Origin of the sequence: Bacteroides sp. Marseille-P3684 (genome assembly GCF_900291465.1) — a bacterium.
Lineage (GTDB): Bacteria > Bacteroidota > Bacteroidia > Bacteroidales > Bacteroidaceae > Phocaeicola_A.
Genome location: NZ_LT985808.1, coordinates 1,618,916 through 1,633,450, shown reverse-complemented (window position 1 = coordinate 1,633,450; position 14,535 = coordinate 1,618,916). Strand labels below are relative to the sequence as shown.

At 50.6% G+C, this 14,535-nt stretch carries 15 protein-coding genes and 2 tRNA genes; 3 read left to right on the top strand and 14 right to left on the bottom strand.

Annotated elements, in window-relative coordinates; translation table 11 throughout:
- Positions 1-57: 57 nt before the first annotated feature.
- From C8275_RS06275 to C8275_RS06240, 8 genes are all read right to left on the bottom strand, one after another.
- On the bottom strand, positions 58-555 hold the full coding sequence (locus C8275_RS06275) for a sigma-70 family RNA polymerase sigma factor (RefSeq protein WP_022383304.1): 498 nt from the start codon (positions 553-555) through the stop codon (positions 58-60).
- Between the two features lie 67 nt (positions 556-622).
- The gene (locus C8275_RS06270; RefSeq protein ID WP_022383303.1) at positions 623-1,258 is read right to left on the bottom strand and encodes a hypothetical protein; all 636 of its coding nucleotides are present in this window, start codon (positions 1,256-1,258) and stop codon (positions 623-625) included.
- Between the two features lie 465 nt (positions 1,259-1,723).
- Positions 1,724-2,803 (bottom strand): DNA methyltransferase, encoded by a 1,080-nt coding sequence (locus tag C8275_RS06265; RefSeq protein WP_106484514.1) that lies wholly within the window; start codon positions 2,801-2,803, stop codon positions 1,724-1,726.
- 163 nt (positions 2,804-2,966) lie between these two features.
- Positions 2,967-3,710 (bottom strand): hypothetical protein, encoded by a 744-nt coding sequence (locus tag C8275_RS06260; RefSeq protein ID WP_106484513.1) that lies wholly within the window; start codon positions 3,708-3,710, stop codon positions 2,967-2,969.
- Positions 3,711-3,894: 184 nt separating this feature from the next.
- Positions 3,895-3,967, bottom strand: a tRNA-Gly gene (locus C8275_RS06255).
- Between the two features lie 8 nt (positions 3,968-3,975).
- A tRNA-Tyr gene (locus C8275_RS06250) sits at positions 3,976-4,058 on the bottom strand.
- A 51-nt stretch (positions 4,059-4,109) separates the two neighbouring features.
- The gene (gene ribH, locus C8275_RS06245; protein ID WP_022383354.1) at positions 4,110-4,604 is read right to left on the bottom strand and encodes a 6,7-dimethyl-8-ribityllumazine synthase; all 495 of its coding nucleotides are present in this window, start codon (positions 4,602-4,604) and stop codon (positions 4,110-4,112) included.
- Between the two features lie 218 nt (positions 4,605-4,822).
- Positions 4,823-5,497, bottom strand: coding sequence for a tol-pal system YbgF family protein (locus C8275_RS06240; RefSeq protein WP_022383352.1), 675 nt, complete (start codon positions 5,495-5,497; stop codon positions 4,823-4,825).
- 820 nt (positions 5,498-6,317) lie between these two features.
- On the opposite strand from C8275_RS06240, the gene C8275_RS06235 reads away from it, so the two are divergent.
- Both C8275_RS06235 and C8275_RS06230 read left to right on the top strand, forming a co-directional pair.
- The gene (locus C8275_RS06235) at positions 6,318-7,439 is read left to right on the top strand and encodes a DNA replication/repair protein RecF (RefSeq protein WP_106484512.1); all 1,122 of its coding nucleotides are present in this window, start codon (positions 6,318-6,320) and stop codon (positions 7,437-7,439) included.
- Complete coding sequence (locus tag C8275_RS06230) at positions 7,436-7,726, top strand: DUF721 domain-containing protein (RefSeq protein ID WP_106484511.1); 291 nt, start codon at positions 7,436-7,438, stop codon at positions 7,724-7,726. The genes C8275_RS06235 and C8275_RS06230 overlap by 4 nt, the downstream gene beginning before the upstream one ends.
- 20 nt (positions 7,727-7,746) lie before the next feature.
- On the opposite strand, the gene C8275_RS06225 is transcribed toward C8275_RS06230, so the two are convergent.
- From C8275_RS06225 to C8275_RS06200, 6 genes are read right to left on the bottom strand one after another with little or no spacing between them, the layout of a single operon-like run.
- Positions 7,747-8,298 carry a 5-formyltetrahydrofolate cyclo-ligase gene (locus C8275_RS06225; protein ID WP_106484510.1) on the bottom strand — a complete coding sequence of 184 codons (552 nt, stop codon included), beginning with the start codon at positions 8,296-8,298 and terminating at the stop codon, positions 7,747-7,749.
- Positions 8,295-9,944: a S41 family peptidase gene (locus C8275_RS06220; RefSeq protein ID WP_106484509.1), complete on the bottom strand. Its 1,650-nt coding sequence runs from the start codon at positions 9,942-9,944 to the stop codon at positions 8,295-8,297. Before C8275_RS06220 ends, C8275_RS06225 begins: the two co-directional genes overlap by 4 nt.
- Positions 9,945-9,954: 10 nt before the next feature.
- On the bottom strand, positions 9,955-10,389 hold the full coding sequence (locus tag C8275_RS06215) for a dCMP deaminase family protein (RefSeq protein WP_022383347.1): 435 nt from the start codon (positions 10,387-10,389) through the stop codon (positions 9,955-9,957).
- A gap of 30 nt (positions 10,390-10,419) precedes the next feature.
- Positions 10,420-10,872, bottom strand: coding sequence for a DUF4847 family protein (locus C8275_RS06210; protein WP_106484508.1), 453 nt, complete (start codon positions 10,870-10,872; stop codon positions 10,420-10,422).
- A 41-nt stretch (positions 10,873-10,913) separates the two neighbouring features.
- Entirely contained in the window at positions 10,914-12,977 is a 2,064-nt protein-coding gene (locus tag C8275_RS06205) for a M3 family metallopeptidase (protein ID WP_106484507.1), read from the bottom strand.
- A 36-nt stretch (positions 12,978-13,013) separates the two neighbouring features.
- The gene (locus C8275_RS06200; RefSeq protein ID WP_106484506.1) at positions 13,014-13,706 is read right to left on the bottom strand and encodes a Crp/Fnr family transcriptional regulator; all 693 of its coding nucleotides are present in this window, start codon (positions 13,704-13,706) and stop codon (positions 13,014-13,016) included.
- A gap of 161 nt (positions 13,707-13,867) precedes the next feature.
- Here C8275_RS06200 and C8275_RS06195 point away from each other — a divergent pair, with 161 nt between their 5' ends.
- A complete protein-coding gene (locus tag C8275_RS06195) occupies positions 13,868-14,467 on the top strand; it encodes a MarC family protein (protein ID WP_022383343.1) in 600 nt (199 codons plus the stop codon).
- Positions 14,468-14,535: the final 68 nt, after the last annotated feature.

Sequence of the window (14,535 nt, the reverse complement as noted above, 5' to 3'; positions counted from 1 at the left end):
GGTTTCAGGGAATATCCTATATATATAACGTATCAGCCCGGTCAATCGGGTACGGCTTTATTGTTTTTTTGCAATTTTTTCACGAAGTAAGTTCAGTGCCTTCGTCAGATTCTTCTTCACGGCACTGGTGCTCATGTTCATCTCTTCCGCCACCTCCCTGTATTTCTTTTTGTCAATGTAGCAGGCTTCCAGAATCTGACGGGTCGAAGGCTTGAGGTTTGACATCAGTTCCCGGATAATCACAATCCGATAGTCCATATCCATGAGTGCCGGTTCCGGCTCATAACCTTCGTCGCACGACTTGCAATACTCCACATACTGGTTGTGCACATCGAGGTGGCGCAGGTAATCCAGGCAACGGCTCCTCACGAACGAATACAGGAAGGAGCGCACCGTCGAACGGTCCATCAGCTGAAAGTTCATCCAGACATGTTCATACGCACTGTTGACAATGTCCCGGCACTCCTCCTTGGTACCGATCATCTGGAAAGCATAGATAAAAAGCCGGGTATAGTATAAGCGGAATATATCGTCGAATTCAGTTTTTTCTTCCATCACAAACAGCAAAAAAGGCGCAAGTCTCTCTTTCTTGCGTCAGGGTGTTTGACATCACAACGAGGCATTATGCCTCCACATTGTCGAGTGGCACGGTGCTTCCGCTGTCCTTGTAGGAAGCAAAACCTTTCACGCGCACCCGTTTCTCCTTCTCAGTCTCTGTCGGGGCAGCATTGAGCTGCTTGAAATTGTCCTTAATGACATCATGCGTGGCAAAGAACTGGTCGAGCACCGCTTTCAGGTATTCGTCGAGCGGGGCTTCTTTCGGCGTGAAGAGGATGTGGCACTTGGAGTGGAATCCCAGGTTCTTCTGTTCCTCGTCGGTCGTATAGACGGTTGTCACGATGGAGTCCACATTGACCAGGTTGACAATTTCCTTCAGGTAGGGCAATGCCTTGTTGGTCAGTTCACTGGTTCCCCACCAGGGATTCCAGATGACGATGAAGCGGCTGTCTTCCTGCGTAGCGATGTAGAAGTCATCCCCCTGGTATTTAAAACAGATATGTTTTTCCTCGTTCAGTTGCGGTTGGCAGCCAATGGCCTGGAGGACGGTTACCACAAGGTCCTGTGTACTGATGTCGTCCAAGTCTCTTTCAGCCAGCCGGTCGGCAATCTCCTTGTGCTTTCTTCTGAAATAGAAGAAGCACACGATCGGCCATACCGAAAGCGCGATTACTGCAATTAGAATTGTCAAGTCTGCCATATTCTTCCTAGTTTATAAGTAACATGAACCAACTTTCGCAAGCGAAGGTTGACGGGTTCTCCTCTGTAGGGCAAATATAGCGAATAAATTATAAATGGATATAAAAGTGGTTTGGATTTTATCAAATTATCCGTTCCGTGGTAAGACGGAAGGGGATTCGAACAACGGGAAGATGTCAGGAGGGGAAATCATCGATACCGTCAGCACAGGCCCTGATATTGTTTACGAATATAGTCCATGCTCAATTCTAATGAAGATTTTACTCAATTGTGATGAGGATTTTACTCAAATCTATTACGGATTTTACTCAAATCTGCTTGCAAATTTACTCAAATCTCCTGTTTATGCAAATAGAATTGTTCTAAATTTCAGGTAATTGACTAAGTAGATATAAAAGCGATTTGGATTTTATCAAATTATCCGTTCCGCGGTAGGACTGAAGGGGATTCGAACAACGGGAAGATGTCAGAAGGGCAAATCATAGTGGGGAATATCATCCTCTTTGACAGATAACAAGGTCTTTTCCTCCAAAAGAGCAATGTCTTTAATCTTTTTGCGAAACTGGGCAAAGCTGTCTCTGGCTTCAATCTCCTTCTTACGGTTCCGACTCAGTATGAGATATTCCTCCTCTTTGTCAATTCCCAAAAAACGCCTGCCAAGCAAATTGGCCGCAATTCCCGTAGTACTGCTTCCGGTGAATGGGTCAAGAATCCACGCACCGCTGTGGGTTGACGCCAAGACAATGCGTGACAATACGGACAATGGTTTCTGCGTAGGATGTTTTCCGCATGCCTTCTCCCAACGGGCGATAGCCGGAAGTTGCCACACGTCTGTCATCTGTTTACCACCATTGACCAACTTCATCACCTCATAATTATAACAATGAGGAACTTTAGGCAACTTTCGTGCCCAAATGATGAACTCCGTGGAATGCGTTAAATACCGACAGGTAATGTTAGGTGGCGGATTGGTCTTAGCCCATGTTACGACATTCAGAATCTTAAAACCAAACTCCGTTAAAATATGGGCAATAGAAAAGATGTTATGATAAGTTCCGCTCACCCATATTGTCCCATTGTTTTTCAGTTTTTCACGGCATTCACTTATCCATGCCCTATTGAAGGAATCCATGTATTCCGGAGTCCCCCCTTTGTCCCATTCCCCCTTATCCACGCACACGACTTTCCCACTTTGCACGCTTATTCCTCCATTGCTCAGGAAATAAGGAGGGTCGGCAAATATCATGTCGAACTTGAAATCAAATTGTTTCAACAGTTCGATACAGTCGCCGTGAAGAAGGGTGAAAGCATGGTCGGAAGAACGGAAGAAAGGAGTAATTTTATCAAAACTGACCCGAGGAAGCTCCTCAGGAACACTATCTTTTAGACAAGTAAATTCTACATCTATGAAGTCAGAAGAATCAAGAACAACCAATTCTTTTCGATACAATGCCTTTATCCTTCGATACGCCTCTTCCTCTGATGCGGATTGAACCGCTATTTGCCTTGAGAGCGTTTCTGTGATTTCAAATCTGTATTCCATCATAATTCATATTAGGAATACAAAAGAATATCAAAAATAAATCACCAATGACAAAAGATCCTTATATAACGTTCCTGATCAGAAAAGAACATTTGTCTTGCACTTGTAGTAGATGTATATCAACCAATTATACAAATCAGTTCACACAACCAGAGTTAAAATACGATCACAGGAATAGAGGATTCCGTATGCTTTCAATCGCAAGAGTATACAGTTTGTTCAACGTATTATAACCTAGAAACTGAACTCGCTTATGATTGACCAAATCGTTAAATGCACTATAATGCAACTTCTTCTCAAACTCATCCCTACGCCTGTTGTCTGCCACAATAAACATTTTACAGTAAAAATCTTGTAAATCGAAGAATTTCAGAAGTGAGTTTTGTATGTCTGTTGAATGCTCCACTTCAAAGAATGCATGGGGCATTCTTCTCTCATTAAACCATATTACATCGATTGTAGAACTTCTATGCACCAATTCAGGAAAAGAAAATGGTGGAATCTGGTTTAATGTGCGTATTTCTTTCAATGTTGTTCCAGCATATTTTTTATTCTTATCTTGTTCCGGCACATAGGTCAGTAAATCCCGACAGTTACCTATTTCCAACAAAAGGCCTTGATAGTAAGAGTGATTGAAATCTTTCAGCTGTATGGAATCCGAGTTATGAGCCGTCTCCACGATGAATCCATTTGCTTCAAGTTGTTTTCGGCATGAATCTAAAGCCCATAATCCCGGCTTGATCTTATAAATTTCCTTGCGCTCTTGCACGATTCTGCGCACACTGGCAAAAGGCGTTTTTGTATTCCATTGGCAATCGCCTATTTTAAATACCACTTGATATAATTGTCCTAGTGTTGCAACTCCTCCCAATTGCTTCAAGGCCTCAATAACAGCTTCATATTGTTTCATGACTACTAGATAATCACACGTTTTACATCTTTTCCGTGATGGAGAGTTTCAAATCACCTCACAAAATACTTTGGTAGCACAAAGATAGTAAAACAAACTGAGCCACAAAATTTAGCACATGCCGAGACCACCGCCGCCATAACAGCAAAAAGAGGAACTCCAACATGGAATTCCTCTTCGTAAGAGCGGAAGACGGGACTCAAACCCGCGACCCTCAGCTTGGAAGGCTAATGCTCTATCGACTGAGCTACTTCCGCAAATTCAGTGGGCAAAGATGGATTCGAACCACCGAAGGCGTAAGCCAGCAGATTTACAGTCTGCCCCATTTGGCCACTCTGGTATTTGCCCGTTTTGCATCACTGAGAGGCTTTATCTCTCAATTGCGATGCAAAGGTACGACTATTTTTTTAATCTGCAAACAAAATCGACCATTTTTATTGCAGTAATTGCACATTCGTCGCCTTTATTGCCCAGCTTGCCGCCGGAACGGTCTTCTGCCTGCTCCATGTTGTTGGTGGTTATCAGACCGTAAATCACAGGTACATCGCCGGTTGCGTTGAGTTGGGTGATGCCTTGCGTGGCTCCGGCGCAAACGTAATCAAAGTGAGGGGTATCACCGCGGACCACACAGCCCAAGGCAATAACGGCATCCACCTTGCCGCTCTTGATCATCTGTGCCGAACCGAACGTCAGCTCAAAACTGCCGGGAACAGTCATGACGCAGATGTTCTCGTCTTTCGCACCATGCTTCTTCAACGTCTTCAGCGCACCGTCCAGCAGCGCACCGGTGATGTTGTCATTCCATTCGGAAACGACAATGCCAAAACGCATGGCACCCGCATCGGGCACCGTGTCTACATTATACTCTGAAAGGTTGTGATACTTTGTTGCCATAGTCTCTATTTGGTTTTTGTTGGTTTATGAAGGTATTCAGCTGACAGACGGACGGGTCGTCCGCCAAACAAGGAAAACGGATGACACGGATAGACTGACGGTCCGTTCCCGTCCTTATCCGCATCATCCGTCGTTCAACAAGTTTTGTGTATGTAAAAGGTTATTTGCCGCGTCCGTGACGAAACGTGTTCCGGACTTCCCGGAGGACCTGCCCCGGATTATTTCGAAACGCGCTCGATGTACTTGTCGATATTCGCTCCGTTGTATGAGTTGAAGTATTTCTCCTTGATGGTCTGGTAGAGCTTCAAGGCCTCGTCGTTCTTGCCCAGCTTCTCATACAGCTCACCTGCCTGAAGCAGGAAGATGGGACTCAACGACTGGCTGTCGCTGCTGTTGGCTGCATCGACCAGGAGGGCGACGGCTTTCTCCAGGTCACCCTTGTTGGCATAGCAGTTGCCCAACGCACCCTTCACGGCAGGAGCCACCATCTGGTCGTCTCCACTGAACTTCTCCAGGTAAGGGATAGCCTCTTCATATTTTCCGGTCTGAGCCAGACAGAGGCCTGCGTATGCGTTGGCAAGATTTCCGGCAGCCGTTCCACTCTCCTCTTCAGCAATCTTTGCAAAGCCCTTGTAGCTCAGCGAATCGCCATTGAGTGCCAGCTCATACTGGCTCATTGCGAAATATTCCTGTCCTTTCGCCAGCATGGTCGAAGCTTTCTGCTCTTTCGGCATGGCAACGAAGTGGTTGTAAAGCAACCAGCCACCTACGATGACTACCACTGCGACAACGATGCCGATGATTGTCTTCTTATTCTTAATAATGTATGCTTCCGAAGAGCTCAGTGCCTCTTCCACATCCATTGCATTGGGAGTGTGTTTTTGTTCTGCCATATTTATAGAAACTTTTAATATTTACTTATTTACCGTATTTTCGGAGGGCAAAAGTAGTTTATTTCCGTATATAAAGAAAATTTCAACGCATCTTTTTTAGGATTAGTAATCCGTTGAGGGGTGAACCGGGGGACGAACGGACGGTTTGACAAATCGTCAGTTTGTCACTTTGTCAAACGAATCGCTCCACAAAGGCCCTTTTCGCAGCCGGAACAGGAGTCGGTGGATTTTTTTGTCGTTTCAGGCGGTTTGCAAAATTCACCGTGTCACAACTACGGACGAAACACCGTCCATCCGTCTTCCGGTCAAACGTCGGATAAAAAGAATGGAAAGCGGGAACGCACATCTTCCGTGCAAAATCACACATCCGAAAAAGACGTCCGTCCGTTCAAACCAGAAGCAAACAAAGCACAACAAGTGTTATCGTAAGCAAACTACAACGTTCCGTAACGGAAACATTTGTACTCGACGGACGAAACAATATTGTTTCACTCGCCAAACAATATTGTTTCACGTGGCAAACACAAGTGTTTGACGGCTCAAACAATAGTGTTTGAAGGGTATAATTATTCATTTCGGGTCAGGAATGGAATCTTTATGCAAATTCCGTCGCATATCTATTCTTAAAAAAACCTGCTTTTCCGATTTTCGCAAAAGTGTGAGTTAGCTGGGAAAGGCATATTCCGCGATTCTGTCAAGCAATTAACTTAAATCCGTGTCTTTCTGACAAGAGGGGACGCCGCCGGACCGTCTCCGTTTTCCGCAAAGAAAGAGGGTTCCGGCTCTTTCCGAATCGACATTTAAGACGTAACTTTGCGGCATGATACTGAAACGAATTTCGATACTCAACTATAAGAACCTGGCGGAAGTGGAGCTGGACTTCTCGCCGAAAATCAACTGTTTCATCGGGCAGAACGGCATGGGAAAGACGAACCTGCTCGATGCGGTCTATTACCTGTCCTTCTGCAAGAGCGCCTCCAACCCGGTGGACTCGCAGAACATCCGGCACGACGAGGAGTTTTTCGTCATCCAAGGCTTCTATGAGCTGGAGGACGGGACACCGGAAGAAATCTACTGCGGACTGAAACGCCGGCAGAAGAAGCAGTTCAAACGCAACAAGAAGGAATACGGACGGCTGGCGGAGCACATCGGCTTCATCCCGCTCATCATGGTGTCACCGGCTGACGCGGAACTGATTGCAGGGGGCAGTGAGGAGCGACGTCGCTTCATGGATGTGGTCATCTCGCAGTATGACCGCGAATACCTGGAGGCGCTGATGCGCTACAACAAGGCGTTGCAACAGCGGAACACCCTGCTGAAGCAGGAGGAGGAACCCGACGGGGAACTGATGGCAGTGTGGGAAGAGATGATGGCGGAGACGGGCACGACGGTCTATCGCAAACGGGAGGAGTTCATCCGCGAGTTCATCCCCATTTTCCAGTCGTTCTACTCCTACATCTCGCAGGACCGCGAACGGGTGGGACTGACCTACCGCTCGCATGCCCAACGGGGTGCTCTCATTGACGTCATACGGGAGAGCCGACCGAAGGACCGCATCATGGGATATTCGCTCCACGGCATTCACAAGGATGAGCTGGAGATGGAGCTGAGCGACTTCCCCATCAAACGCGAGGGGTCACAGGGACAGAACAAGACGTACCTCATCGCCCTGAAGCTGGCACAGTTCAACTTCCTGAAGCGGACGGGCAGCCGCACGCAACCCATCCTGCTGCTGGACGACATTTTCGACAAGCTGGATGCTTCGCGGGTGGAACAGATTGTGAAACTCGTGGCAGGCGACAGCTTCGGACAGATTTTCATCACAGACACCAACCGGGACCACCTGGACAAGATATTACGGAAGACGGAACAGAACTACCGCCTGTTCACCGTCGACAAGGGTGCCGTGAGCGACCGCATCGAGGAGGGCGGCAAGGCATGAAACGCAACGATGCGGAACAAATCGGACTGCTCATCCGGCAGTTCATGCGCCGGGAAGGACTGGAGTCTCCACTCAACGAGTACCGGCTCATCCAGGCATGGAAGGAGGTCCTGGGTCCGGGCATCTCTTCCTACACCGACGGCCTGCACATCAAGAACCAGACGCTCTACGTGCACATCACGTCGCCGGTCCTCCGCCAGGAGCTCTCGATGGGACGCGACCGGATAGTGAAAAACCTAAACCACCACGTGGGGGCCCAGGTTATCACAAATATCGTTATCTACTGAAGTTATAAAACAGGAACGGACTATTTCGCCCATCCCTTGTCCGTCAGCACGGCATCCAGCGGACGGTCAAACGGTTCGCAGGGAACACGGGGGACCAGTTGCAGGTCGAAGGCTATACCTATATTATAGGAGTTGAGCTTCGGCAGCAGACGGTCATAGTATCCCTTGCCCCGTCCGAGCCGGTTGCCTTCGGTATCAAACGCCACACCGGGGACAAGCGTCAGGTCAATCGACGCATAGTCGGTGAACGGCTCACCCGTCGGCTCACCGATGTGGTAACGTTCGCCCGGTTGCAGGTCCTGAGGTCCCGTGTATCGGCGAAGTTCCAGTTCGTCTCCCTTCACCACCGGAAGCAGGATGCACTTCTTCGTGCGCCAACGTTCCACAAAGTCATGAGTCCCGACTTCATCGGGCATGGAGTAGTAGCACAGCACCGTGTGTGCCTCCTGAAAACGGGGCGACTGCTCCAGCATGGCAAACAGCCGTTCGGAGGCTGCCGCAGCATCGGCGACAGCCATCGAACGTTTCAACTGCGCAATGTGCCTGCGCATGACTTTCTTCTCTTCGTTCATTCGGATTTCTCTTCAGTTTGCGGAGCTTTCGGGAACGATTCCCCCTTCTCCAACACTTCGACGGCCTTTGCTACCGTGGGGTCGCTCTCATTGATATACTGCACGTAGTCGCCAAAGTCGAGTGCATAGTTGACCACACTGCCGATGACCAGCTTCTCCAGCAACGGATAGGACTTGCGTATCATCAGGTTGCGGCGCTTGATGCCCCGTGTCTCGGCAAAGCGTGCAAACTTGTCCACGAGGTTCTGACGTTTCAGGTAGGCCACGAGCGAAGCCTGGTCCTTGAACTCTTCCAGCTTCTGACGGTTCTTGTCGGTGTATTGGAAACCGAACTCGATGTACACGCCGCGGTTCACACACGTCATGTAGTAAGAGGTGTATCCTGTGGTGTCCTGCGGCACAAAGATGTCGGGCATGATGCCTCCGCCGCCATAGACCGTGCGTCCCAGGGAAGTGTGGTAGACCTCCTCGGTGTTCTGCTTGATGCTGTCCTCCGAGAAGAACTCTCCGTGGTTGAAACGGTTGACGATGTCGTATTCATACTCCGCCCCTTCGCCACGCACGTAGGGTTTCTGGATGCAACGTCCCGAGGGAGTGTAATAGCGTGCCACGGTCAGGCGCATCGACGAACCGTCGCGGAAGTCAATCGGTTGCTGCACCAGTCCCTTGCCAAAGGTACGGCGTCCAATAATCAGTCCACGGTCGTTGTCCTGGATGGCTCCGGAGAAAATCTCACTTGCGGAAGCCGAAATTTCATCGGTCAGCAGGACGATGGGCGTCTTCTGGTTGGTGCCCCGTCCGTCGGAACGGAACTCCTCACGCGGCGACTTGCGTCCCTCGGTATAGACAATGAGGCTGTTGCGCGGAAGGAACTCGTTGATGATGTTGACCGCCGAACCCAGGTAACCTCCGGTGTTGCCCCGCAGGTCGATGACCAGTCCTTCGCTGCCCTGCTGCTGGAGGGTGGCAATGCCAATCATCACCTCGGCATAGGTCGTCTCGGCGAACTTGTTGATTTTGATGTAGCCTATCTTGTCGGTCAGCATGTAGTAGGTGTCCACACTCTCCACGGGGATGTCGCCACGCACCACGGTGAAGTCGAGCGTCTCTTTCACACCGGGACGGTAAATGCCCAGCTTCACCACGCTGCCCTTTTCACCCTTCAGCTTCTTCATGGCATTCTCGTTGGTCACCACCTTGCCCACGAACGCCGAGTCGTCGACGGCAATGATGCGGTCGCCCGGCATCAGTCCCACCTTCTCGGAGGGTCCGCCTTGGATGACGCTGTTGATGCAGATGGTATCCTTTTGGATGGTGAACGACACGCCGATGCCGCTGAAGTGTCCCTTCAGGTCGGCATTGCTCGCCTCCACATCCTTGGCGGAGATATACATGGAGTGCGGGTCCAGCTCTGCCAGAATTTGCGGCATGGCTTTCTCCACGAGGTCTCCCATGCTCACCGAGTCGACATACTTGTCGTCGATGATGCGCAGCAGGTCGTTCAGCTTATTGGATGACGTATTGATGATGCTCAACCGGTTTCCCGAGAAATGGTTGGCATAGAAGGTCCCTATCAGGATGCCGACGACAATGCTGACGGCAATGATGACAGGAATGAAACGAGAGGTCTTGTTGTTGTCACTCATACATTCTATATTATTCTTTAGGATTCACATATACCACTTCGATACCGGCTTTCCGCAACAGCTCGATGCCGTCCTCCAGGCGATACTTCTCCGAGTAGACCACACGGCGTATCCCCGCCTGAATGATGAGCTTGGCACACTCGATGCAGGGCGAAGCCGTGACGTAGAGCGTGGCACCGTCGCTGCTGTTGTTCGAACGGGCTATCTTGGTGATGGCATTCGCCTCGGCATGGAGCACGTAGGGCTTCGTCACATTGTTCTCGTCCTCGCAGATATTCTCAAATCCCGACGGTGTCCCGTTGTAGCCGTCGGAGATAATCATCTTGTCCTTCACAATCAGGGCACCCACCTGCCTGCGCTTGCAATAGGAGTTCTCCGCCCAGATGGCTGCCATGCGGATGTAGCGCCGGTCCAGTTCGTATTGCTTGGTTTCGTCGTATGTCATACTGTTCATTCTTTTTGTTTCACTCCCTTTCTATTTGTCCGGGCTGAAGAGGATGGAAGTCCCTGCTTCCGTATAGATGCGAAGATAGATATAACTTCCTTCATAACGTACAGCTTCTTCCAAATATTTTATCATAATCCGACTGATGGCATCCTCGCCTGTCACCGGTCTGTCGAAATGGAAGCGGATGGTCTGGTTGGAACCGTCGACCGTCCATGTTCCGGTGAGGGTAGTACTTCCTGCCTGGGCATTGAATGTCTCCGGCGTGAAAGAGATGCGGTAAGCATCGCGGCGATTGCCCAACTGCTGGTGCTGTGCCTCGTCCAGGCTGGAGGTCCGTCCGTCGGCGTTATACAGTTCGGTCACATACCAGGTGCGTTCGACAAAGATGCCTGAGATGTCGTCTTCGTCGTTGCAGCCTGCCAGCAACGGCAACAGCAGGCACACCAGCGAAAGTCTGAAAAGGGTTGTCCAATGTTTCATCGGTTCTTGTTTTTTAGTGTTGACGGGGAAAGATGGGTTGCTCACTTGTCACCTGTAATAATGCCATTCCGGCGCAGGAGGGCCTCAATGGTCGGTTCCTGTCCGCGGAAGCGTCGGTAGAGCACCATCGGATGTTCCGTCCCTCCCTTCGACAGAATCTGTTCGCGGAAGGACGCAGCCACCTCGCGGTTGAAAATGCCTTTCTGCTTGAACACCGAGAAGGCATCGGCATCGAGCACCTCCGCCCACTTGTAGCTGTAATAGCCTGCCGAATAGCCACCATCCATGATGTGCGAGAACTGCACGCTCATGCAGGTACCGGGTACGACCGGGAGCAGCTGTGCCTTTGCCCAGGCCTCCTGTTCGTAGGCACGCACATCGCCGTCAAAGTCCTCGTGACGGGTATACCATGCCATGTCGAGCAGCCCGAAACTCACCTGACGCAGGCAGGCATAAGCCACGTTGAAGTTCGATGCCCGGATGATGCGTTCCACATATTCGTCAGGCAGCAGTTCGCCCGTCTGGTAATGCCGGGCAAAGGTGTGCAGGAATTCCTTTTCGATAGCGAAGTTCTCCATAATCTGGGACGGGAGTTCCACAAAATCGCGGTAGACGCTCGTCCCGCTCATCGAGGCATAGCGTGTGTTGGCAAACATCCCGTGCAGGGCGTGTCCGAACTCGTGGAGGAAGGTCTCTACCTCCTCCAGCGTCAGCAGGGCAGGCTTGTTGGGGGTAGGCTTGGTAAAATTCGTCGTGATGGAGATATGCGGACGGCTGTTCGTGCCGTCGTCCTCCATCCACTGGTCCTTGAACGAGGTCATCCAGGCTCCCGACTGCTTGCTTTCACGCGGATGGAAGTCCGCATAAAGCACAGCCAGGTAGCTGCCGTCGTTGTCGTAGACCTCGTACGCCTTCACGTCCGGATGGAACACCGGGATGTCCTTGTTCTCACGGAAGGTGATGCCGTAGAGCCGTGTGGCAAGCCCAAATACCCCGGCGATGACATTGTCCAGCTCGAAATAGGGACGAAGCAACTCCTGGTCGATGCTGTACTTCTCATTCTTCAGCTTCTCCGAATAGTAGCCCCAGTCCCAGGGCATGACTTCGAAGTCCTTGCCTTCCATCCGTTCGGCAAGCGCACGAATCTCTGCACATTCCGCCTCCGCCGTGGGACGGTATGCCTCAATCAGCTCGTTGAGCAGCTTGTAGACATTGGCACTGTTCTCCGCCATGCGTTTCTTCAGGACATAGTCGGCATAGGTCTCATAGCCCAGCAGCTGTGCCAGCTTCATGCGCGTATTGACGATGGCAGGGACGATTTCCCGGTTGTCATACGCATCGCCGTGCGTACACTGGGTCATGTAGGCCATGTACATCTGCCGGCGCAGTTCCTGGTCGGCGCAATAGGTCATGAACGGACGATAGCTCGGGGCCTGCAACGTGAAGACCCACCCTGCCAGACCTTTCTCACGTGCCGTCTGTGCAGCCGCTTCCACCGCAGACTCGGGCAGTCCTGCCAACTGTGCCTCATCGGTCACCACCAGGCGGAAATTGCTCATCTCCTTCAGCGTATTCTGGGCAAACTGCACCGTGAGCCGGCTCAGCTCCATGCTCAGCCGACGGTATTCCTCTTTTGCCTCTCCTTCCAGGTTGGCACCGCTGCGCACGAAGCTGTCATAGGTCTTCTGCAACAGTTCGCGGTCCTCCCCCTTCAGGGTGTCCGCCTCCTGTTCATAGACGGCCTTCACACGGGCAAACAGTTGCTTGTTCAGGCTGATGTTGTTGCTGTGCTCCGCCAAGACCGGCGAAATCTCCTGCGCCAGCTGTTGCATGTCGTCGTTGCTCTCCGCCTCCATCAGGTTGAAGAACACCTGGCAGACACGGTCCAGCAGTTCACCGGAACGCTCCAGTGCCACGATGGTATTGCGGAAGGTCGGTGCCTCGTGATTCCCGATAATGGCTGCGACCTCCCGGTTCTGCCGTTCCATACCCTCCCGGAAAGCAGGCTCGTAATGCTCCGTACGGATACGGTCAAACGGATGGGTATGATGGGGCGTATGGTAAGATTCCAAAAAGGGATTGGATGAAGAAATAGGTTCTGTCATATCATGTTGAGATTTTAATCGGTTGATACTTTCGGTTCATTCACTCAGTCGCATGTCGCGATGTTCCTTCAGCAAGGAAATGTCGGGGATGCGGATTTCTCCCCGATGCAGGGTCAGCCAGTGCTTGTCCTGCATCTCATTGAGCGCCTTCGACACCCGGATGCGTGTGCTTGACAAGAGCTTCGCCAGGTCGTCCATCTTGATCTTCAGCCGTTTCTCTCCACCCGGCACGTAGCTGTGCAGCAGGATGAACTCCACGATGCGGTCATGCAGGCTCTCGGGCAGATTGGTCCACAGACGGTCGTGCAGGTTCTGAGCGCGGTTGCTCAGGATGTTCAGGTAGTTCAGACGGATGATTTCATAGTTGTTCAACTCGGAGAGCAGGTAGGCCTTTTCGATGGTGACCAGGTTGCAAGCCGTCAGTGCCGTATAAGTCGACACATACTTGGTAGACCACCCGAAAAGCGAATAGGGTTCTATCAGAAAAGGGGCATTGATTGCCTCGTAGAACGTATAGAGCTCATCCCTGTCGGAAGTCTTCGATACCAGGCTGCCATTCAGCAGGAAAACCAACTCACGGCAGTCCTCTCCTCCAAGCGCCACAGTATCTCCGGCTTTGCGTTTCAGAAAATGTATCTTTACTTTATCGAGTATGCTGGTGAAGTCATTCTTTGCGAGTCCCTGAAACAAAGGGAGCTGTAGCAAAGTGTCATACATTGTCATCTCCATCGTTCTTCGTGTTTATATCATTCCTTGCTAAATTATACAAATATAAGGACGAAACCTTTACAGCAGACCATTTCGCCCGATGTTTTATGTTTTTTTTCTTTTATTAAAATGAAGAGCGGTGCATAAAAAATAGATATATTTGCAGAAAAAAGGAGGAAGATATGTTTGCAGAATTCAACTTTCAGCAATTAGTGAGCGCATTCATTGTGCTATTCGCCGTGATCGACATCATCGGTGCCATACCTATCATTTTGAACCTGAAACAGAAAGGTCGCCCAGTCAATGCGCCGAAGGCTACGCTCATCTCATTTGCCTTGCTGATTCTGTTCTTCTTCGGCGGTGATGCCGTCCTGAAGATTTTTCAGGTGGACATTGCTTCGTTTGCCATTGCCGGTGCGCTCATCATCTTCCTGATGGCACTGGAAATGATTCTCGACATTGAGATTTTCAAGAATCAGGGTCCCATTCAGGAAGCGACCCTCGTGCCTCTTGTCTTCCCGTTGCTTGCCGGTGCAGGTACCTTCACCACGCTGGTGACCCTGCGTGCCGAATATGCCACCATCAACATCCTCATTGCCCTTGTGCTCAACATGGTGTGGGTCTACTTCGTCCTGAAGATGACCGACCGCATCGAACGTTTCCTGGGCAAAGGCGGTATTTACATCATGCGTAAGTTCTTTGGCATCATCCTGATTGCCATTGCCGCCCGCCTCTTCACCGCCAACATCTCGGCATTGATTACCGAACTGCAGAATTCCTGACGTACCCCACAAAACAGTGTGTCCCGTGAAACGCATCCATCTGACGCGTCTCACGGGACACACCCGTA

What these genes read in the sequence shown, in the direction of transcription:
- C8275_RS06215 (WP_022383347.1), bottom strand. Translation starts at nt 10,389, where the DNA reads ATGACATACGACGAAACCAAGCAATACGAACTGGACCGGCGCTACATC.
- C8275_RS06210 (WP_106484508.1), bottom strand. Translation starts at nt 10,872, where the DNA reads ATGAAACATTGGACAACCCTTTTCAGACTTTCGCTGGTGTGCCTGCTG.
- C8275_RS06275 (WP_022383304.1), bottom strand. Translation starts at nt 555, where the DNA reads ATGGAAGAAAAAACTGAATTCGACGATATATTCCGCTTATACTATACC.
- C8275_RS06225 (WP_106484510.1), bottom strand. Translation starts at nt 8,298, where the DNA reads ATGAACGAAGAGAAGAAAGTCATGCGCAGGCACATTGCGCAGTTGAAA.
- C8275_RS06265 (WP_106484514.1), bottom strand. Translation starts at nt 2,803, where the DNA reads ATGATGGAATACAGATTTGAAATCACAGAAACGCTCTCAAGGCAAATA.
- C8275_RS06195 (WP_022383343.1), top strand. Translation starts at nt 13,868, where the DNA reads ATGTTTGCAGAATTCAACTTTCAGCAATTAGTGAGCGCATTCATTGTG.
- C8275_RS06230 (WP_106484511.1), top strand. Translation starts at nt 7,436, where the DNA reads ATGAAACGCAACGATGCGGAACAAATCGGACTGCTCATCCGGCAGTTC.
- C8275_RS06235 (WP_106484512.1), top strand. Translation starts at nt 6,318, where the DNA reads ATGATACTGAAACGAATTTCGATACTCAACTATAAGAACCTGGCGGAA.
- C8275_RS06205 (WP_106484507.1), bottom strand. Translation starts at nt 12,977, where the DNA reads ATGACAGAACCTATTTCTTCATCCAATCCCTTTTTGGAATCTTACCAT.
- C8275_RS06270 (WP_022383303.1), bottom strand. Translation starts at nt 1,258, where the DNA reads ATGGCAGACTTGACAATTCTAATTGCAGTAATCGCGCTTTCGGTATGG.
- C8275_RS06220 (WP_106484509.1), bottom strand. Translation starts at nt 9,944, where the DNA reads ATGAGTGACAACAACAAGACCTCTCGTTTCATTCCTGTCATCATTGCC.
- C8275_RS06260 (WP_106484513.1), bottom strand. Translation starts at nt 3,710, where the DNA reads ATGAAACAATATGAAGCTGTTATTGAGGCCTTGAAGCAATTGGGAGGA.
- C8275_RS06200 (WP_106484506.1), bottom strand. Translation starts at nt 13,706, where the DNA reads ATGGAGATGACAATGTATGACACTTTGCTACAGCTCCCTTTGTTTCAG.
- ribH (WP_022383354.1), bottom strand. Translation starts at nt 4,604, where the DNA reads ATGGCAACAAAGTATCACAACCTTTCAGAGTATAATGTAGACACGGTG.
- C8275_RS06240 (WP_022383352.1), bottom strand. Translation starts at nt 5,497, where the DNA reads ATGGCAGAACAAAAACACACTCCCAATGCAATGGATGTGGAAGAGGCA.